Source organism: Caballeronia sp. dw_276 (genome assembly GCF_018449635.1).
Lineage (GTDB): Bacteria > Pseudomonadota > Gammaproteobacteria > Burkholderiales > Burkholderiaceae > Caballeronia.
This window is the reverse complement of the sequence record NZ_JAAVUV010000011.1, coordinates 23,715-39,117: the sequence shown is the minus strand read 5'-3', so window position 1 is coordinate 39,117 and position 15,403 is coordinate 23,715. Positions and strand designations below refer to the sequence as shown.

General features: G+C 58.6%; 17 protein-coding genes and 1 other RNA gene. 14 read left to right on the top strand and 4 right to left on the bottom strand.

Annotated elements, in window-relative coordinates; translation table 11 throughout:
* The first annotated feature begins 44 nt into the window (after window positions 1–44).
* The 5 genes from HB633_RS22165 to HB633_RS22145 all read left to right on the top strand — a co-directional run bounded on the left by HB633_RS22165 (window position 45) and on the right by HB633_RS22145 (window position 4,743).
* Window positions 45–1,358 carry a Glu/Leu/Phe/Val dehydrogenase gene (locus tag HB633_RS22165; protein ID WP_056355720.1) on the top strand — a complete coding sequence of 438 codons (1,314 nt, stop codon included), beginning with the start codon at window positions 45–47 and terminating at the stop codon, window positions 1,356–1,358.
* 281 nt (window positions 1,359–1,639) lie between these two features.
* Window positions 1,640–2,533, top strand: a complete 894-nt coding sequence (locus tag HB633_RS22160) for a glutamate/aspartate ABC transporter substrate-binding protein (protein WP_213780291.1) — start codon at window positions 1,640–1,642, stop codon at window positions 2,531–2,533.
* Between the two features lie 70 nt (window positions 2,534–2,603).
* On the top strand, window positions 2,604–3,344 hold the full coding sequence (locus HB633_RS22155) for an amino acid ABC transporter permease (protein ID WP_213780290.1): 741 nt from the start codon (window positions 2,604–2,606) through the stop codon (window positions 3,342–3,344).
* On the top strand, window positions 3,344–4,021 hold the full coding sequence (gene gltK, locus HB633_RS22150) for a glutamate/aspartate ABC transporter permease GltK (RefSeq protein ID WP_213780289.1): 678 nt from the start codon (window positions 3,344–3,346) through the stop codon (window positions 4,019–4,021). Before HB633_RS22155 ends, gltK begins: the two co-directional genes overlap by 1 nt.
* Window positions 4,018–4,743, top strand: a complete 726-nt coding sequence (locus HB633_RS22145; protein WP_213780288.1) for an amino acid ABC transporter ATP-binding protein — start codon at window positions 4,018–4,020, stop codon at window positions 4,741–4,743. Before gltK ends, HB633_RS22145 begins: the two co-directional genes overlap by 4 nt.
* An 81-nt stretch (window positions 4,744–4,824) precedes the next feature.
* Here the strand turns inward: HB633_RS22145 and HB633_RS22140 are convergent, their stop codons facing one another.
* Together HB633_RS22140 and HB633_RS22135 are read right to left on the bottom strand one after the other, a co-directional pair.
* Complete coding sequence (locus tag HB633_RS22140; protein ID WP_213780287.1) at window positions 4,825–5,172, bottom strand: YegP family protein; 348 nt, start codon at window positions 5,170–5,172, stop codon at window positions 4,825–4,827.
* Window positions 5,173–5,232: 60 nt separating this feature from the next.
* Entirely contained in the window at window positions 5,233–6,135 is a 903-nt protein-coding gene (locus HB633_RS22135) for a class II glutamine amidotransferase (RefSeq protein WP_213780286.1), read from the bottom strand.
* 233 nt (window positions 6,136–6,368) lie between these two features.
* Here HB633_RS22135 and pyrC point away from each other — a divergent pair, with 233 nt between their 5' ends.
* The 3 genes from pyrC to rnpB all read left to right on the top strand — a co-directional run bounded on the left by pyrC (window position 6,369) and on the right by rnpB (window position 8,782).
* Window positions 6,369–7,439: a dihydroorotase gene (pyrC, locus tag HB633_RS22130; protein WP_213780285.1), complete on the top strand. Its 1,071-nt coding sequence runs from the start codon at window positions 6,369–6,371 to the stop codon at window positions 7,437–7,439.
* A 54-nt stretch (window positions 7,440–7,493) separates the two neighbouring features.
* On the top strand, window positions 7,494–8,321 hold the full coding sequence (locus tag HB633_RS22125; RefSeq protein ID WP_255581062.1) for a DUF3025 domain-containing protein: 828 nt from the start codon (window positions 7,494–7,496) through the stop codon (window positions 8,319–8,321).
* A 44-nt stretch (window positions 8,322–8,365) separates the two neighbouring features.
* Window positions 8,366–8,782: RNase P RNA component class A (rnpB, locus tag HB633_RS22120), an RNA gene on the top strand.
* A 69-nt stretch (window positions 8,783–8,851) separates the two neighbouring features.
* Here rnpB and HB633_RS22115 read toward each other — a convergent pair.
* Window positions 8,852–9,274 (bottom strand): OsmC family protein, encoded by a 423-nt coding sequence (locus HB633_RS22115; RefSeq protein WP_056355704.1) that lies wholly within the window; start codon window positions 9,272–9,274, stop codon window positions 8,852–8,854.
* A gap of 651 nt (window positions 9,275–9,925) precedes the next feature.
* Here HB633_RS22115 and rplM point away from each other — a divergent pair.
* The 3 genes from rplM (at window position 9,926) to erpA (ending at window position 11,355) form a co-directional block, all read left to right on the top strand.
* Window positions 9,926–10,354 (top strand): 50S ribosomal protein L13, encoded by a 429-nt coding sequence (gene rplM / locus HB633_RS22110; protein WP_031357525.1) that lies wholly within the window; start codon window positions 9,926–9,928, stop codon window positions 10,352–10,354.
* Between the two features lie 11 nt (window positions 10,355–10,365).
* Window positions 10,366–10,758: a 30S ribosomal protein S9 gene (gene rpsI / locus HB633_RS22105; RefSeq protein ID WP_056355701.1), complete on the top strand. Its 393-nt coding sequence runs from the start codon at window positions 10,366–10,368 to the stop codon at window positions 10,756–10,758.
* Window positions 10,759–10,989: 231 nt separating this feature from the next.
* Entirely contained in the window at window positions 10,990–11,355 is a 366-nt protein-coding gene (gene erpA / locus HB633_RS22100; RefSeq protein ID WP_031357523.1) for an iron-sulfur cluster insertion protein ErpA, read from the top strand.
* Between the two features lie 111 nt (window positions 11,356–11,466).
* Here the strand turns inward: erpA and HB633_RS22095 are convergent, their stop codons facing one another.
* Entirely contained in the window at window positions 11,467–12,621 is a 1,155-nt protein-coding gene (locus HB633_RS22095) for an anhydro-N-acetylmuramic acid kinase (RefSeq protein WP_346730347.1), read from the bottom strand.
* Between the two features lie 346 nt (window positions 12,622–12,967).
* Here HB633_RS22095 and tyrS point away from each other — a divergent pair, with 346 nt between their 5' ends.
* The 3 genes from tyrS to HB633_RS22080 are packed head-to-tail and all read left to right on the top strand — an operon-like array spanning window position 12,968 to window position 15,399.
* On the top strand, window positions 12,968–14,224 hold the full coding sequence (tyrS, locus tag HB633_RS22090; protein ID WP_213780283.1) for a tyrosine--tRNA ligase: 1,257 nt from the start codon (window positions 12,968–12,970) through the stop codon (window positions 14,222–14,224).
* Between the two features lie 4 nt (window positions 14,225–14,228).
* Entirely contained in the window at window positions 14,229–14,687 is a 459-nt protein-coding gene (gene dtd / locus HB633_RS22085; RefSeq protein WP_213780282.1) for a D-aminoacyl-tRNA deacylase, read from the top strand.
* Window positions 14,688–14,736: 49 nt separating this feature from the next.
* A complete protein-coding gene (locus HB633_RS22080) occupies window positions 14,737–15,399 on the top strand; it encodes a histidine phosphatase family protein (protein ID WP_213780281.1) in 663 nt (220 codons plus the stop codon).
* Window positions 15,400–15,403: the final 4 nt, after the last annotated feature.

The window sequence follows — 15,403 nt, the reverse complement described above, 5'->3', positions numbered from 1 at the left end:
GAATTTTCGACAATGAAGATATTCCACACAACGTTGGAGCTTCAATGTCACCGCAGCAACAAGAACAAACTGCACCTGCTGTTCAGCACGCCATTCCCTCCTATCTCGATTCCACCCATCTCGGCCCCTGGGGCAACTATCTTCAGCAGGTCGATCGCGTCGCGCCGTATCTCGGCTCGCTTTCCCGCTGGATAGAAACCCTCAAGCGCCCGAAGCGCATTCTGATTGTCGATTGCCCTATCGAACTCGATAACGGCACCGTCACGCACTTCGAAGGCTATCGGGTCCAGCACAACATGTCGCGCGGTCCGGGCAAGGGCGGCGTGCGTTATCACCAGGACGTGACGTTGTCCGAAGTGATGGCGCTCTCGGCGTGGATGTCGGTGAAGAACGCGGCGGTCAACGTGCCGTACGGCGGCGCGAAAGGCGGTATTCGTGTGGATCCGCGCACGTTGTCGCGTGGTGAACTGGAGCGTCTGACACGTCGATACACCAGCGAAATCGGCATCATTATCGGACCGAATACCGACATTCCCGCGCCGGACGTCAACACGAACGAGCAGATCATGGCGTGGATGATGGACACGTACTCCATGAACCAGGGCCAGACGGCAACGGGTGTTGTCACCGGCAAGCCAATCTCGCTCGGCGGTTCGCTCGGCCGCAAGGAAGCCACCGGACGCGGCGTGTTCGTGGTCGGTTCGGAAGCGGCGCGGCGCATCGGCTTTGACATTGAAGGCGCGCGGATCGCCGTGCAGGGTTTTGGTAACGTCGGCGGAATCGCGGCGCGCCTGTTCCAGGAAGCCGGCGCGAAAGTGGTGGCGGTGCAGGACCACACGGGTTCGCTCTACAAATCATCGGGTATCGATGCAGTCGCGCTGTTTGACTACGTAGGCAAGCACGGAGGCGTAAGCGGCTTCGAAGGCGCTGACGTGATCGGCAAGGACGAGTTCTGGACCGTCGAAAGCGACATCCTGATTCCGGCCGCGCTCGAAGGCCAGATCACGGAAGAAAACGCGCCGAAGATCCGCACGAAGATCGTTGTTGAAGGTGCGAACGGCCCGACCACGACCGCCGCCGACGACATCCTCCACGACAAAGGCATTCTCGTGATCCCCGACGTGGTTGCGAACGCGGGCGGCGTGACGGTTTCGTACTTCGAATGGGTGCAGGACTTCTCGAGCTTCTTCTGGACGGAAGATGAAATCAACCAGCGACTCGAGCGCGTGATGCGCGAAGCATTCGCTGCGGTGTGGACTGTTGCGAGCGAGCACAAGGTGTCGGTGCGAACGGCGGCGTTTATCGTGGCATGTACGCGGATTCTTCAAGCGCGTGAAATGCGCGGACTTTATCCATGATTTTGATGGCTGCGAACGTTTGCGAGCACAGACTTTCATGAAGCCGCAATAAAGCGAAAAAGCATTAACTGCCCGGTGACGTCTTGAACGACTCTCCGGGCTTTTCGCGTAAGAAGTAAAAGAACAAAAGGAGACGAAGCGCAATGACCGAAAAGTCGCTAAAGTGCGCGCTGCGCAAGGCGTACAGCAGGTGTCTCAAAATTATCAAGTGTGGACAACATTCATTCTTTCAAATTTATTACCCTGCTAAAATTGCCCCGGTTTTCAAGGAGATCACAACCATGAAGTTTAAAAAAGCCGCACTGCTGCTCGCTGCCTTGGGTGTTTTTGCCTCAGGCGCGCAAGCCCAAAATAACGATACGCTTAAGAAGATCAAGGATTCCGGAAATATCTACCTGGGCTTCCGCGAATCGTCGATTCCGTTTTCGTATTACGACGACAAGCAACAAGTCATCGGTTATTCGTATGAGTTCGCCTTGAAGGTGGTCGACGCCGTCAAGGAAAAGCTCAACCTGCCGAACCTGAAGATCCAGCAGAAGTCGGTGACGTCGCAGAACCGCCTGCTGCTCGTGACGGGTAACCAGATCGACCTCGAGTGCGGCTCGACCACGAACAACCTGGAACGTCAGCAACAAGTCGCGTTCTCCAACACCATTTTCGTGATCAGCACGCGCCTGATGACCAAGAAGGACTCGGGGATCAAGGACTTTGCCGACCTGAAGGGCAAGACGGTTGTAACGACCGCCGGCACCACGTCCGAGCGCCTGCTTCGCAAGATGAACCAGGACAAGAGCATGGGCATGAACATCATCAGCGCCAAGGATCACGGCGATTCGTTTTTGACGCTGTCGACGGGACGCGCCGTTGCCTTCATGATGGATGATGCGTTGCTGGCCGGCGAACGCGCGAAGTCGAGCAATCCGCAGGACTTCGTGATCGTCGGTGCGCCGCAATCGCGTGAAGCGTATGGCTGCATGCTGCGCAAGAACGATCCGGAATTCAAGAAGGTAGTCGACGACGCCATCGCCAAGGTCGAAACCTCGGGTGAAGGCGACAAGATCTACAAGAAGTGGTTCGAAAGCCCGATTCCGCCGAAGGGCCTCAACCTGAACTTCCCGGAAAGCGATGACATGAAGGCTCTTTTCAAGAGCCCGAACGACAAGGCCATCGACTAATCTCGATCTCGTCTGGATTGATGGAAACGGAAGGAGCGCTGCTTCTTCCGTTTTCTTTTGGAGGGAGTTCATGTCCTACCACTGGAACTGGGGCGTTTTCTTAAGCCCCGTCTCGACTGGCGAGCCGACCACGTATCTCGGCTGGCTGATTTCGGGTTTCTGGGTGACCGTCACCGTGTCGCTTGCGTCATGGGTCGTGGCGCTCATCGTGGGTTCGCTTTTCGGCATTCTGCGCACGGTGCCCAATCGCAAGCTCGCGGCTATCGGCACCGTTTATGTCGCGATCTTTCGCAACATCCCGCTGCTCGTGCAGTTCTTCATCTGGTATCTGGTGATACCCGAATTGCTGCCGCCATCCATTGGCAACTGGTTCAAGCAACTGCCGCCCAACGTGCAGTTCTATACATCATCCATTGTCTGTCTCGGGCTGTTCACCGGTGCTCGCGTGTGCGAGCAAGTGCGCTCGGGCATCGCCACGTTGCCGCGCGGACAGCGCGCCGCGGGCCTCGCAATGGGCTTCACCGAATGGCAGACGTACCGGTACATCCTGATGCCGGTCGCGTACCGGATGATCGTGCCGCCGCTCACGTCCGAGTTCCTGAACGTGTTCAAGAACTCGGCGGTCGCGTCGACCATTGGTCTGCTTGAGTTGTCGGCGCAAGCGCGGCAACTCGTGGATTACACCGCGCAGTCCTACGAGTCGTTCATCGCCGTGACACTTGCCTACATGCTGATCAATCTGATCGTCATGCAACTGATGCGCTGGGTGGAAGCGAAAACCCGGTTGCCTGGCTACATTGGAGGCAAGTAATGCATCAATTCAACTGGAGCGGCGTCATCAGTTCGCTGCCTACGCTTTGGACGGGCGCCATCATCACGTTCAAGATCACGGTGCTCGCGCTCGTGTTCGGGATCTTGTGGGGAACGGTGCTCGCGTTGCTGCGGCTTTCGGGCGTGAAACCGCTTGTATGGTTTGCGAAGGGCTACGTCACGCTGTTTCGTTCGATCCCGCTCGTCATGGTCTTGCTGTGGTTCTTTTTGATCGTGCCGCAATTCCTGCAGAATGTGCTGGGTTTGTCGGCGGAAGTCGATATTCGTCTGGCCTCCGCAATGGTCGCGTTCTCGCTCTTCGAGGCTGCGTATTATTCGGAAATCATTCGCGCGGGCATTCAGGCGGTGTCGCGCGGTCAGGTGAACGCGGCGTTCGCGCTCGGCATGACCTACATGCAGTCGATGAAACTCATCATCTTGCCGCAGGCGTTTCGCGCGATGGTGCCATTGCTGCTTACGCAGGCCATCGTGTTGTTCCAGGACACGTCGCTTGTGTACGTGATCAGCCTCGCGGATTTTTTCCGCACGGCAACGAACGTGGGTGACCGCGACGGGACGACCGTCGAGATGGTGTTGTTCGCCGGCGCCTGTTATTTCGTGGTGTGCCTGGCCGCATCCGGTCTGGTCAAAAGTCTTCAGAAAAAGGTCGCTCGATGATCTCACTCAAGAATGTTTCGAAGTGGTATGGCCCGTTTCAAGTGCTCACTGATTGCACGACGGAAGTCAAAAAGGGCGAAGTGGTCGTGGTCTGCGGGCCTTCAGGTTCGGGTAAATCGACGCTGATCAAGACAGTGAACGGACTCGAGCCGTTCCAGAAAGGCGAGATCACCATCAACGGTCAATCGCTCGGCGACAAGAAGACGAACCTGTCGAAGCTGCGCGCGAAGGTCGGGATGGTGTTCCAGCACTTCGAGCTGTTTCCACATTTATCGATTGTGCAGAACCTGACGCTCGCGCAGATCAAGGTACTGGGGCGTTCGAAAGATGAAGCCACGGCGAAGGGGTTGAAGCTGCTGGATCGTGTGGGTCTTTCCGCTCAAGCAGATAAATTCCCCGGCCAGTTGTCCGGCGGTCAACAACAACGTGTGGCGATTGCTCGGGCGTTATCGATGGATCCGATTGCCATGCTCTTCGATGAACCCACGTCCGCGCTCGACCCGGAAATGATCAACGAAGTGCTCGACGTGATGGTCGAACTCGCGCAAGAAGGCATGACCATGATGTGCGTGACGCACGAAATGGGCTTCGCGAAGAAAGTCGCGCACCGGGTGATCTTCATGGATCGCGGCTTGATTGTCGAAGACGACAAGAAGGAAGCGTTCTTCGACAATCCGAAATCGGATCGGGCCAAGGACTTTTTGGCGAAGATCCTGCACTGAAGTGTTCGTGCCCGGGCTTCGTTCAGGCTCCGGGCGCTTCATGCAAAAAGGCCGTTTCAACTCGCGTTGGAACGGCCTTTATCATTCGTCGTGCGCTTTTGTGTTGTCCTGCGTTACCGCATCCGGAGCGTTTTTCTTCACGGATTCAATACCTGCATCGCGCGCCGACGTGCTGCTATACGCTTCGCTCACGCCGATGATCTCGTGATTCCCCGCCTTCAGATTGAAGTAGGGCGCGCCGCTTTTATCGGTCTTGCGCTCGTAGCGTTCGTCGAGCAGCGCATTGGTTTTCACCGATGCAATGCCATGTTCCGCGGAAGCCCGCGTCACATACATTTCGCTTTTGAGAATGGGTTCGCCGTTGCCGGCGCGAAGATTGAAATAGAACTGGCCGTTGCGGGCTTTATCGATGACGAACTTTCCTGACATGGCATGTGCTCCCGGATGGGTGGAACGAGCGTGAGTTCAGGTGATCTTCAAAGTGTAGTGCTATTCAATGCCGAGTTCGGTCTCCACGTCGGCGGTTGTTTCGATAGTATCCGCGCGCAGCACCGATTCAACGCAAACCTTGCACAAGGGCTCGCGCGCTTTCTCCGCGACATCCGCCGGAACCGGTACGTTGACCGTTTTCAGCAGCGCGCCGTGCTGGAACAGCGCCAGGTCGCCCGGCTCGAAGCGGGTCCAGATTTCATCGTCGGTGAGTGGCGAGGTTGCGATCACTGCCACGCGATCTTCGGGCGTGGTGTATTTCGCAAAATCGATCGACATGTCGGCATCGATCAAATGCGCGGTCGAGAACGGCCAGCTTCGTACCAGATAGTACAGATGCGTCGAACAATGCGAGAACAGCGCCTGGCCATTCGACATCAGGAAGTTGAATACACCGAATTGCGTTATTTCGCGCGTGAGCTTTTCAAGTGCGGCGAAAAGTTCATCGAGCGGCGGCTGGCTACTGGGAAATTCGCGCCTCAGACCTTGCAGCAACGCGCAGAACGCGAGTTCGCTGTCCGTTGTGCCGACCGGCTGATATTGGCCGTTCAGGCAAGGCTTGTAATCCTTCAGGTCGCCGTTGTGCGCGAAAATCCAGTGCCGGCCCCACAGTTCGCGCATGAACGGATGGCAATTTTCCAGCAGGATATGCCCCTGCGTAGCCTTGCGAATATGCGCAATCGTGTTCTTGGACTTGATCGGATAACGTTTCACCATCTCGGCGAGCGGTGAACTGGCCGACGATTGATGATCGATGAAGAGCCGGCACGCTTTGTCTTCGAAGAACGCAATGCCCCAGCCATCCGCGTGATGGTCGGTCACGCCGCCACGCGCCGCGAAACCGGTGAACGAGAAAGTCACGTCCGTGGGTTCCGCGCAGTTCATTCCGAGAAGTTGGCACATTGCTGGGGCTGCAGACGGGGTGAATGGAGCTACCCGTTACAATACGGGTAACCAAAGCATAGCACCGACGAAACCGCCAAAAAATCGCGTCGTCGGGCCGCGGGCGGCATCGTTGTTGAATTTCCACGGTGCGGGCGCTGGCGGCGAGGCAAAGTTACCGGTTTGGGCGGCTGGAAAATGAAGGTCTGTCTTGCCCCCGGCCTATCCTGAATATTCTCATCGTCACCACGCCCATGTCCGCTTCTTCTTCGTCCGCAGTTTCCGTTGATTCCGTCACCCTTGCCCGTCCCGACGACTGGCACCTGCACGTGCGCGACGGCGCCGTGCTCGCCGCCGTTTTGCCGCATACCGCACGCCAGTTCGGCCGCGCGATCATCATGCCGAACCTGCGGCCGCCGGTGACGACGACCGAAATGGCGGCGGCGTATCGCGGGCGGATCCTGGCGGCATTGCCGAAGGACGGTCCGGGCGCGAAGTTCGAACCGCTGATGACCCTTTATCTCACCGACAACACCCCGCCCGACGAAATCCGCCGCGCGCGTGAAAGCGGCTTCGTGCATGGCGTAAAGCTTTATCCGGCGGGCGCGACGACCAATTCCGATGCCGGCGTGACGAGCATCGCGAAGTGTGCAAAAACGCTGGAAGCGATGCAGGAGCATGACTTGCCGCTGCTCGTGCATGGTGAGGTGACAGACCCGGCCATCGATATGTTCGATCGGGAGAAGGTTTTTATCGATCGGGTCATGACGCCTTTGCGGCGCGATTTTCCGGCGCTGAAAGTCGTGTTCGAGCACATCACGACCAAGGATGCCGCCGACTATGTCCGCGACGCCGACGGCCCGACCGGCGCCACGCTGACCGCGCATCATCTGCTGTACAACCGCAATGCGTTGTTTGTCGGCGGGATTCGGCCGCATTATTACTGCTTGCCGGTGTTGAAGCGCGAGACGCATCGCGTGGCGTTGCTGGCGGCGGCGACATCGGGGAATCCGCGGTTTTTCCTCGGCACGGACAGCGCGCCGCACGCGAAGGGCTTGAAGGAGCATGCTTGCGGTTGCGCCGGCTGTTATACGGCGCTGCACGCGCTCGAGCTCTACACCCAGGCCTTCGATCAAGCCGGTGCGCTCGACAAGCTCGAAGGTTTCGCGAGTTTCCACGGCGCGGATTTCTACGGCTTGCCGCGCGCTTCCGAGCAGGTCACGCTGCGTCGCGAGGAGTGGACGCTGCCGGCTGAATTCATGGCCGGCGATAATGAGATCGTCCCGCTCGGCGGTGGTGAATCAATCGGCTGGCGGCTGGTTTAAGCCGCGTCGGGTTGCATGTCTGATCCGGCTCGAAACACTCGGCGACCGGCGAAATTGTCCGATGCCCGCGCACTGGCGGACTTTGCGGATATCGACTGGTCGCGTGCCTGGCTTGCGCCTTTGGCTGAGCGCGGCGCACGCTGGCAGCAAGCAGCGCTCGATAGTTATCCGGCATACCTCTCCACTCTGAACGCCGATGCACACACCGAACCGCGGGTGACCGGGCGCGGCAAGCCGCTGGCATTTATCGCGCAAGATGATCTGCCGGCGGGCACGTCCTATGAAGGGCACATTGCCGCAACCGGATGCGTGCCGACGCGCCATAACCTCCACGATTTCTTCAACGGCGCGATGTGGTTTCAGTATCCGCGCATCAAGGCGGCCCTCAACGCGCGCCAGGCGGCGGAAATCGATTCGCTCGGTATCGGCTCGAGCCGCGGCGCCACGCGCGATGCCCTCACGCTGTTCGATGAAAACGCCATCCTGTTTGCCTGCGCCGACCCGTCGCTCGCGGCGGCGCTTCGGGCTTTTGATTGGCGCGCGGTGTTTATCGAGCATCGGGCGGCGTGGGGGACGGCTTGCGAAGCGCGGATTTTTGGCCACGCGTTGCTCGAAAAGCTGATCGCGCCATACAAGGCGTGCACGGGACACGCGTGGATCGTGGAAGTCGAGCCGACGTATTTCCTCGCCGCCGATACCGAACGCCGCGCGATTCTCGATCGCGAAGTATCCTGCCGCCTCGATTCCGAACCCATTTCCAGCCGATGCTTCACGCCGCTCCCCGTGCTGGGCGTCCCGGGCTGGTGGCCGGAAAACGAAGCGCATTCTTTCTACGATGACCCGCAGGTTTTCCGTCCCGGCCGTCGTCGGAACGGGCCTTGATCTACGGCATCAGCCAGTCCGGCGCATGTTAAAATTCGACCCGCAAAGTAGGCCAGGCAGTCGCGGCTGATCCGGTTTCGGCCGGAAAGGGCGAGGAAAGTCCGGACTCCAACAGGCAGGGTGATGGCTAACGGCCATCCGTGGCGACACGCGGAACAGGGCAACAGAAAGCAAACCGCCGATGGCCCCGGGCGCAAGCCTGGGGATCAGGTAAGGGTGAAACGGTGCGGTAAGAGCGCACCGCGGCTGCTGCAAGGCAGACCGGCACGGTAACCTCCACCCGGAGCAATTCCAAGTAGGCAGGCGCGCATCTTCGCGATGCAGGACGGTGCCTCCGTCTCGTCTGCGGGTAGGGAGCTTGAGCGCGCCAGTAATGGCGCGACTAGAGGAATGGCTGCCACGCGTTCACGCTTTCGGGCGTTGGGCGCGCACAGAATCCGGCTTATCGGCCTGCTTTGTGACTCTTCAAAAAGAAAGCCGGCGTCAGGGTGACGCCGGCTTTTTTCATCCTTTTTCTTCGATACGCGCTTTCAGCTTGGAACGATATCGAACGAATGCGTGAGTTCGGCCGTCTTCGCGAGCATGATCGACGCCGAGCAATACTTGTCGTGCGAAAGCGTAATTGCGCGTTCGACGGTCGCCGGATTCAGGTTCTTGCCCGTCACCGTAAAGTGAAAGTGGATCTTCGTGAAAACCTTCGGATCTTCGCTCGCGCGTTCGGCTTTGAGCGTCACTGAGCAACCGACGACTTCCTGACGGCTTTTCTTCAGGATCATCACGACGTCGTACGCCGTGCAGCCGCCCGTTCCCAGAAGGACCATTTCCATTGGACGCGGGGATAAGTTGCGTCCGCCGCCCTCCGGCGCGCCATCCATGGTGACCAGATGGCCGCTGCCCGTTTCTGCGGCGAACGCCATTCCGTCTTGTCCCATCCAGCTAACTTTGCATTCCATGAGAAAACTCCGGTGCCGTCCGGCACTTGTCTATTCCCGCCGATTGTAGCGTTTAAGCTTATTGCTGGAATCATAGCTGGCGTTTCCATTACCGTTTTTCAATAGCGGTGTTGCAGCGCGATGAGGGTGGTAAATCGGGAATTTCCCTATCGCGAAAAGGGTGTATAACTGGGAATCTGCAACATCGGATTGCGGGCTTATTGCTTCAAAATATTGATTTCAAACGATATTTCTGAGAAATACGGTTTATTTCACTGTTTTGCATTATGAAATTCAATCCCACGATGTAAATTTACTTGCTTTGCACAAACCCAGTTCATATACTTGCTCCTGTCTCCTCCACCTCCTCCTAGGTGGATTCAGCCCGAGCCCAAGGCCCGGGCTTTTTTTCGCCCCTGTTTCCCGAAGCACGACGCTGTTGCCGAGACGGTGAACAACGTGCCGAAATTTGCAGCAATTTGGTTCCCCCAAATGTCATTTCAGCGTGTGTCTTCGCTTGTTTTGACTTCGCGCTGAAATTTCCCTTATAATTCAAAGTTCTCTATCCGCACCATGCCCGCGGACGAGAACCAGGGAGAGCCCGCACGCGCCTCGATGCGCACGAACATACAAGCGGGACAAAGCAGGGCAGAATTATTTTTTGGATCGATCATGAAGACGTTTTCCGCAAAAGCCCATGAGGTGACGCGTGAATGGTACGTGATTGACGCGACGGATAAGGTTCTCGGACGTGTCGCCAGTGAAGTGGCCGCCCGACTTCGCGGCAAGCACAAACCCGAGTTCACCCCGCACGTCGACACTGGCGATTTCATCGTCATCATCAACGCCAGCAAGTTGCGCGTCACGGGCAACAAGGGTACTGACAAGAAGTACTACCGTCACTCGGGCTATCCGGGCGGCATCTACGAAACGACGTTCAACAAGATGCAAGAACGCTTCCCGGGCCGCGCGTTCGAGAAAGCCGTTAAGGGCATGTTGCCGAAAGGTCCGCTCGGCTACGCTATGATCAAGAAGCTCAAGGTCTACGCTGGCGCAACGCATCCGCATACGGCTCAACAGCCTAAAGCGCTCGAGATCTAAAGGGAGCCCATATGATCGGTAATTGGAATTACGGTACGGGCCGCCGCAAGAGCGCCGTTGCCCGCGTGTTCATCAAGTCCGGTACGGGCGAGATCATTGTCAATGGCAAGCCCATTGCTGATTATTTCTCGCGCGAAACGTCGCTGATGATCGTGCGCCAGCCGCTCGAACTGACGAGCCACGCCACCACGTTCGACATCAAGGTCAACGTGAACGGCGGCGGCGAAACGGGTCAGGCCGGTGCTGTTCGCCACGGCATCACCCGCGCGTTGATGGACTACGACGCAACGCTGAAGCCCACGCTGTCGCAAGCTGGCTTCGTTACCCGCGATGCTCGTGAAGTTGAACGTAAGAAGGTTGGTTTCCACAAGGCACGTCGCCGGAAACAATTCTCGAAGCGTTAAGCTGTTTGGCGGTTTCGTCGCTCTGGCGGCGAAATGGCTCAAAAAGCCGCCTGCGTGTATGCGCTGGCGGCTTTTTTCGTTTGCGTGGCACACCGCCTGGTGAACAACGCACAAGCAGCCGCGGCTAATTCGGAATAGTGTGGCGAGATAGCCTATTGATTACATGGGCTTCCAGCACGATATTGAGATCAGCCCTACAATAGTCCCTAGAAGCTTTTTTGGAGAGTTCGAATGAACGCTGTCACCGATACCCCCACGACCGAAATGCCGCTGCCGTTCGTTTTCACGGATGCAGCTGCTGACAAGGTCAAGCAACTGATCGACGAAGAAGGTAATCCGGAATTGAAGCTGCGCGTGTTTGTGCAGGGCGGCGGCTGTTCGGGCTTCCAGTACGGCTTTACGTTCGACGAAGCCATCAACGAAGACGACACCGTGATGGACAAAGCCGGCGTCCAGTTGTTGATCGATTCGATGAGCTATCAATATCTCGTCGGCGCAGAGATCGACTATAAGGACGACCTGAATGGCGCGCAGTTCGTGATCAAGAATCCGAATGCGACCAGCACGTGCGGTTGCGGATCGTCGTTCTCGGCTTGAGTCTGGTTAGAGCACGCGGTTGGATGGTTTGATAAAACGGAGCCTTATGGCTCCGTTTTTCTTTATGCGGACGGATTTGTTTCCGTCACCCTAGATATGTTCCTGTGGTCCTCAGCGCGGATAAATAGCGCCGAGAACGCGTTCACCCGCAGCCCCGGTCACGGCTGCCACATTTCCCGTCGCGCGCGCCATGCAGCGCATAGCCAGCCAAGCGAACGCCAACGCCTCGACCTGTTGCGGTGGCACGCCGAGCGCGTCCGTAGTCATGACAGGAACGCCGGTCACACCAGTGTCCGCAAGCGCCTGCTGGATCGCGCTCATGAGTACCGGGTTGCGTGCGCCCCCTCCACAAACATAGACCGCCCGACAATCGGACGCGTGGCGCTCGATTTCCCGTGCAACGGTTACCGCCGTTAGAGCAACGAGTGTCGCCTGCACGTCGGCGGGTGAAACCGCGTCGAATCCGGCGAGCTTCGCATCGAGCCATGCGGGGTTGAATAGATCGCGCCCGGTGCTTTTCGGCGGACGTTGTTCGAAGAACGGTTCATCGAGCAAGGCGTTCAACAATGGCCGGTTCACCTGTCCTTGTGACGCGAAATGACCGCCTTCGTCAAAAGGGCGGTTCAGGTGGCGGTGCGCCCACTCGTCGAGCAAAGCATTGGCCGGACCGCAATCAAATCCGTGCACTCCGCCACCTGCTGATAAAACCGTGATATTGCTGATTCCGCCCAGGTTACAGACCACGCGCGTTTCGTTCTTCGAACCGAAAATGGTCGCGTGAAACGCCGGTACAAGCGGCGCACCCTGACCGCCTGCAGCGACGTCGCGACTGCGAAAGTCCGCAACGATGTCGATGTTCGTCATTTCGGCAAGCAATGCGGGATTGTTGATCTGCCGCGTATAACCCTTCTCCGGCCGATGCCGCACAGTTTGTCCGTGCACGCCGATCGCGCGCACTTTAGCCGCCGAATAACCGTTCATGCTTGCCAGTTCGTGACAGCACACCGCGTACCGCGTGGCCAGCGCGTTTGCTGCCAGCGCTTCGCGTTCGAGTTCGTTTTCGCCGGGTGCCTGCAGGGCAAAGAGCGCTTCACGCAGGCCTTCCGAGAAGCCGACGTGCGCCTCGCCGAGCACAACCGGCGGCCTGCCTTCCGTGAATTGCACCGCGACGCCGTCCACGCCGTCCATGCTCGTGCCGGACATGAGCCCGAAATACACGCCGTCCGCTGCGTTGCCTGTTTCTCCTGCTTCGGTACGTCGCGCCACGTTGCCTCTCCTTTTCGATGCGATCCCGCGGTCCGAACGGCCGCCATGAATGAATTATCCACGCATCAACGCCGGGCGTTAAGCCGTCGACCCCAGCGTTAGCCATTCGGCCATGTTTTACGTTCAGGATTCGCTGTCTCTGGGGTCGAAAACCTGGCCGAATGGCTAACGCGTGGGGAAAACGGGGCGAACGCGCACGACATCACGTAAAATCCGATCCCTGAACCAAGCAAAAGCCGCGCTGATTTTTGAGCTTGCGAATTACTGCATGAGAGCCGCAGCGCCGCGACCATTACCTTTGCGCGCCTGTCCCCGTCCCGAATAAATCATCCGAAAAGTTGCAAGCATGACCACAGAACCGAACGACTCTCCGGCTTCGGCTGCGAAAACCTTGCCCCTTACCGACGAAGTGCAGGCCGCGCTTGCCATCGCGAAACGGGGTTGTGACGAACTGCTGATCGAAGCCGAGTTCGCGCAGAAGCTCGCGCGCAGCGCGTTGAGCGGGAAGCCGCTGCGCATCAAGCTCGGCCTCGACCCGACCGCGCCCGACATTCATATCGGCCATACGGTTGTGCTGAATAAAATGCGTCAGCTGCAGGACCTTGGCCATACGGTGATCTTCCTGATCGGCGATTTCACATCGCTCATTGGCGATCCTTCGGGGCGAAACGCTACTCGCCCGCCGCTGACGCGCGAACAGATCGAGTCGAACGCGAAGACGTACTTCGAGCAAGCCGCGCTTGTGCTGGACCGTGAGAAGACCGAAATGCGCTACAACAGCGAATGGTCGATGCCGCTTGGCGCCGACGGAATGATCAAGCTTGCCTCGCGCTACACGGTGGCGCGCATTCTCGAGCGTGAGGATTTCACCAAGCGTTATCAGGGCGGCATGCCCATCTCCATCCACGAGTTGCTCTATCCGCTCATGCAGGGATACGACTCAGTGGCGCTGAACGCCGACCTGGAACTCGGCGGCACCGACCAGAAGTTCAATCTGCTGGTTGGGCGCGAGTTGCAGAAGCAATATGGTCAGGAGCAGCAGTGCATTTTGACCATGCCGTTGCTGGAAGGGCTGGACGGCGTCGAGAAGATGTCGAAATCGAAGCACAACTACATCGGCATCAGCGAGAAGCCCACGGACATGTTCGGCAAGCTGATGAGCATTTCCGACACGCTCATGTGGCGCTATTTCGAACTGCTGTCGTTCAGAAGCATGGAAGAGATTGCGCGCTTCAAGAGCGAAGCCGAAGGCGGCCGCAATCCGCGTGATTTCAAGGTCCTGCTCGGGCAGGAAATCGTCGCGCGATTCCACTCGCAGGCCGATGCCGAACGGGCGCTTGAAGACTTCAATCATCGAGCGAAGGGCGGGGTGCCCGACGAGATCGCGTCGGTGACGCTCAGCGGTGCGCCGCTTGCCATCGGGCAGTTGTTGAAGCAGGCGGGGCTGGTTCCATCGACGAGCGAAGCGTTGCGCAATATCGAGCAAGGCGGCGTGAAGATCGACGGCGCGATCGTGTCCGACAAGGGCCTGAAAGTCGAAGCCGGCGAGTTTGTCGTGCAGGTGGGCAAACGCCGCTTTGCGCGCGTCACGCTGACGGCTTGAGTCCGTGATTGCGCTCATTCAGCGCGTTCTTCGCGCCGATGTCCGTGTGGAAGGCCGGGTAACGGGCGCTATCGATGCAGGCCTGCTGGCGCTTGTGTGCGCCGAGCGCGGGGATACGCCCGCGGCGGCGGACAAGCTGCTTGCGAAGATGCTGGCGTACCGGGTTTTCAGCGACGCCGCCGGCAAAATGAACTTGCCAGTCCGCGATATCGACGGCACCGGGCGCGCGGGCGGCGTGCTGCTGGTTTCGCAATTTACGCTCGCCGCCGATACATCCAGCGGCTTGCGGCCGAGCTTCACGCCCGCAGCGCCGCCGGACGAAGGCCGCAAGCTCTTCGACTACTTCGTTGCACAGGCGCGCGCCGCGCATCCGATTGTCGAGACAGGCGAGTTCGGCGCGGACATGCAAGTGTCGCTGGTGAATGACGGGCCGGTCACGTTCTGGCTGCAAGTACGTCCCTGATGTCTTCTCACAGCGCCGGCTCAGCCCGAGCGCATCTTTTGGAATCCCCATGATTACGCAAGTCCTCTTTATCAGGCACGGCGAAACCGACTGGAATCGTATCAAGCGGATTCAGGGGCATATTGATATTCTGCTTGGCGCGAGCGGGGTTGCGCAAGCGGAGCAGCTGGCACAGCGCCTGTTGCGCGAGTCGCAATCCGGCGCGCGGCTCGACGCGGTGTATTCCAGCGACCTGCAACGTGCGCAGCAAACGGCCAAGCCTTTTGCCGATGCGCTCGGGTTATCGCTGAATCTGAACGAAGGGTTGCGCGAGCGTCTGTACGGGGACTTCCAAGGCCACGATAGCGCAGAGATCCTGACTAAATTTCCTGCCGAACACGCTGTCTGGCAGAGCCACGATCCCGATTTCGCGCCGCCGGGTGGCGAGTCTCAAAGAGAATTTTCGCAGCGGGTGTTGAAGGCTGTTGAGCCGATCGTGGCCGCGCATCCGGGCGGACGGATTGCGTGCGTGGCGCATGGTGGCGTGCTGGATTGCATTTACCGGTATGCGCGCGGGATTCCGCTCGAAGTTCCACGCGACTGGTTGTTGCTGAACACCAGCATCAACACGGTGGACTTCGAGAATGGTCACGCGAAGGTCGTCGCGTGGGGCGACGTTGCGCATCTGGCCGCGCCCAGCAGCGACGACGACCTGAAGGAAGTGCCGCGGTAAGCCG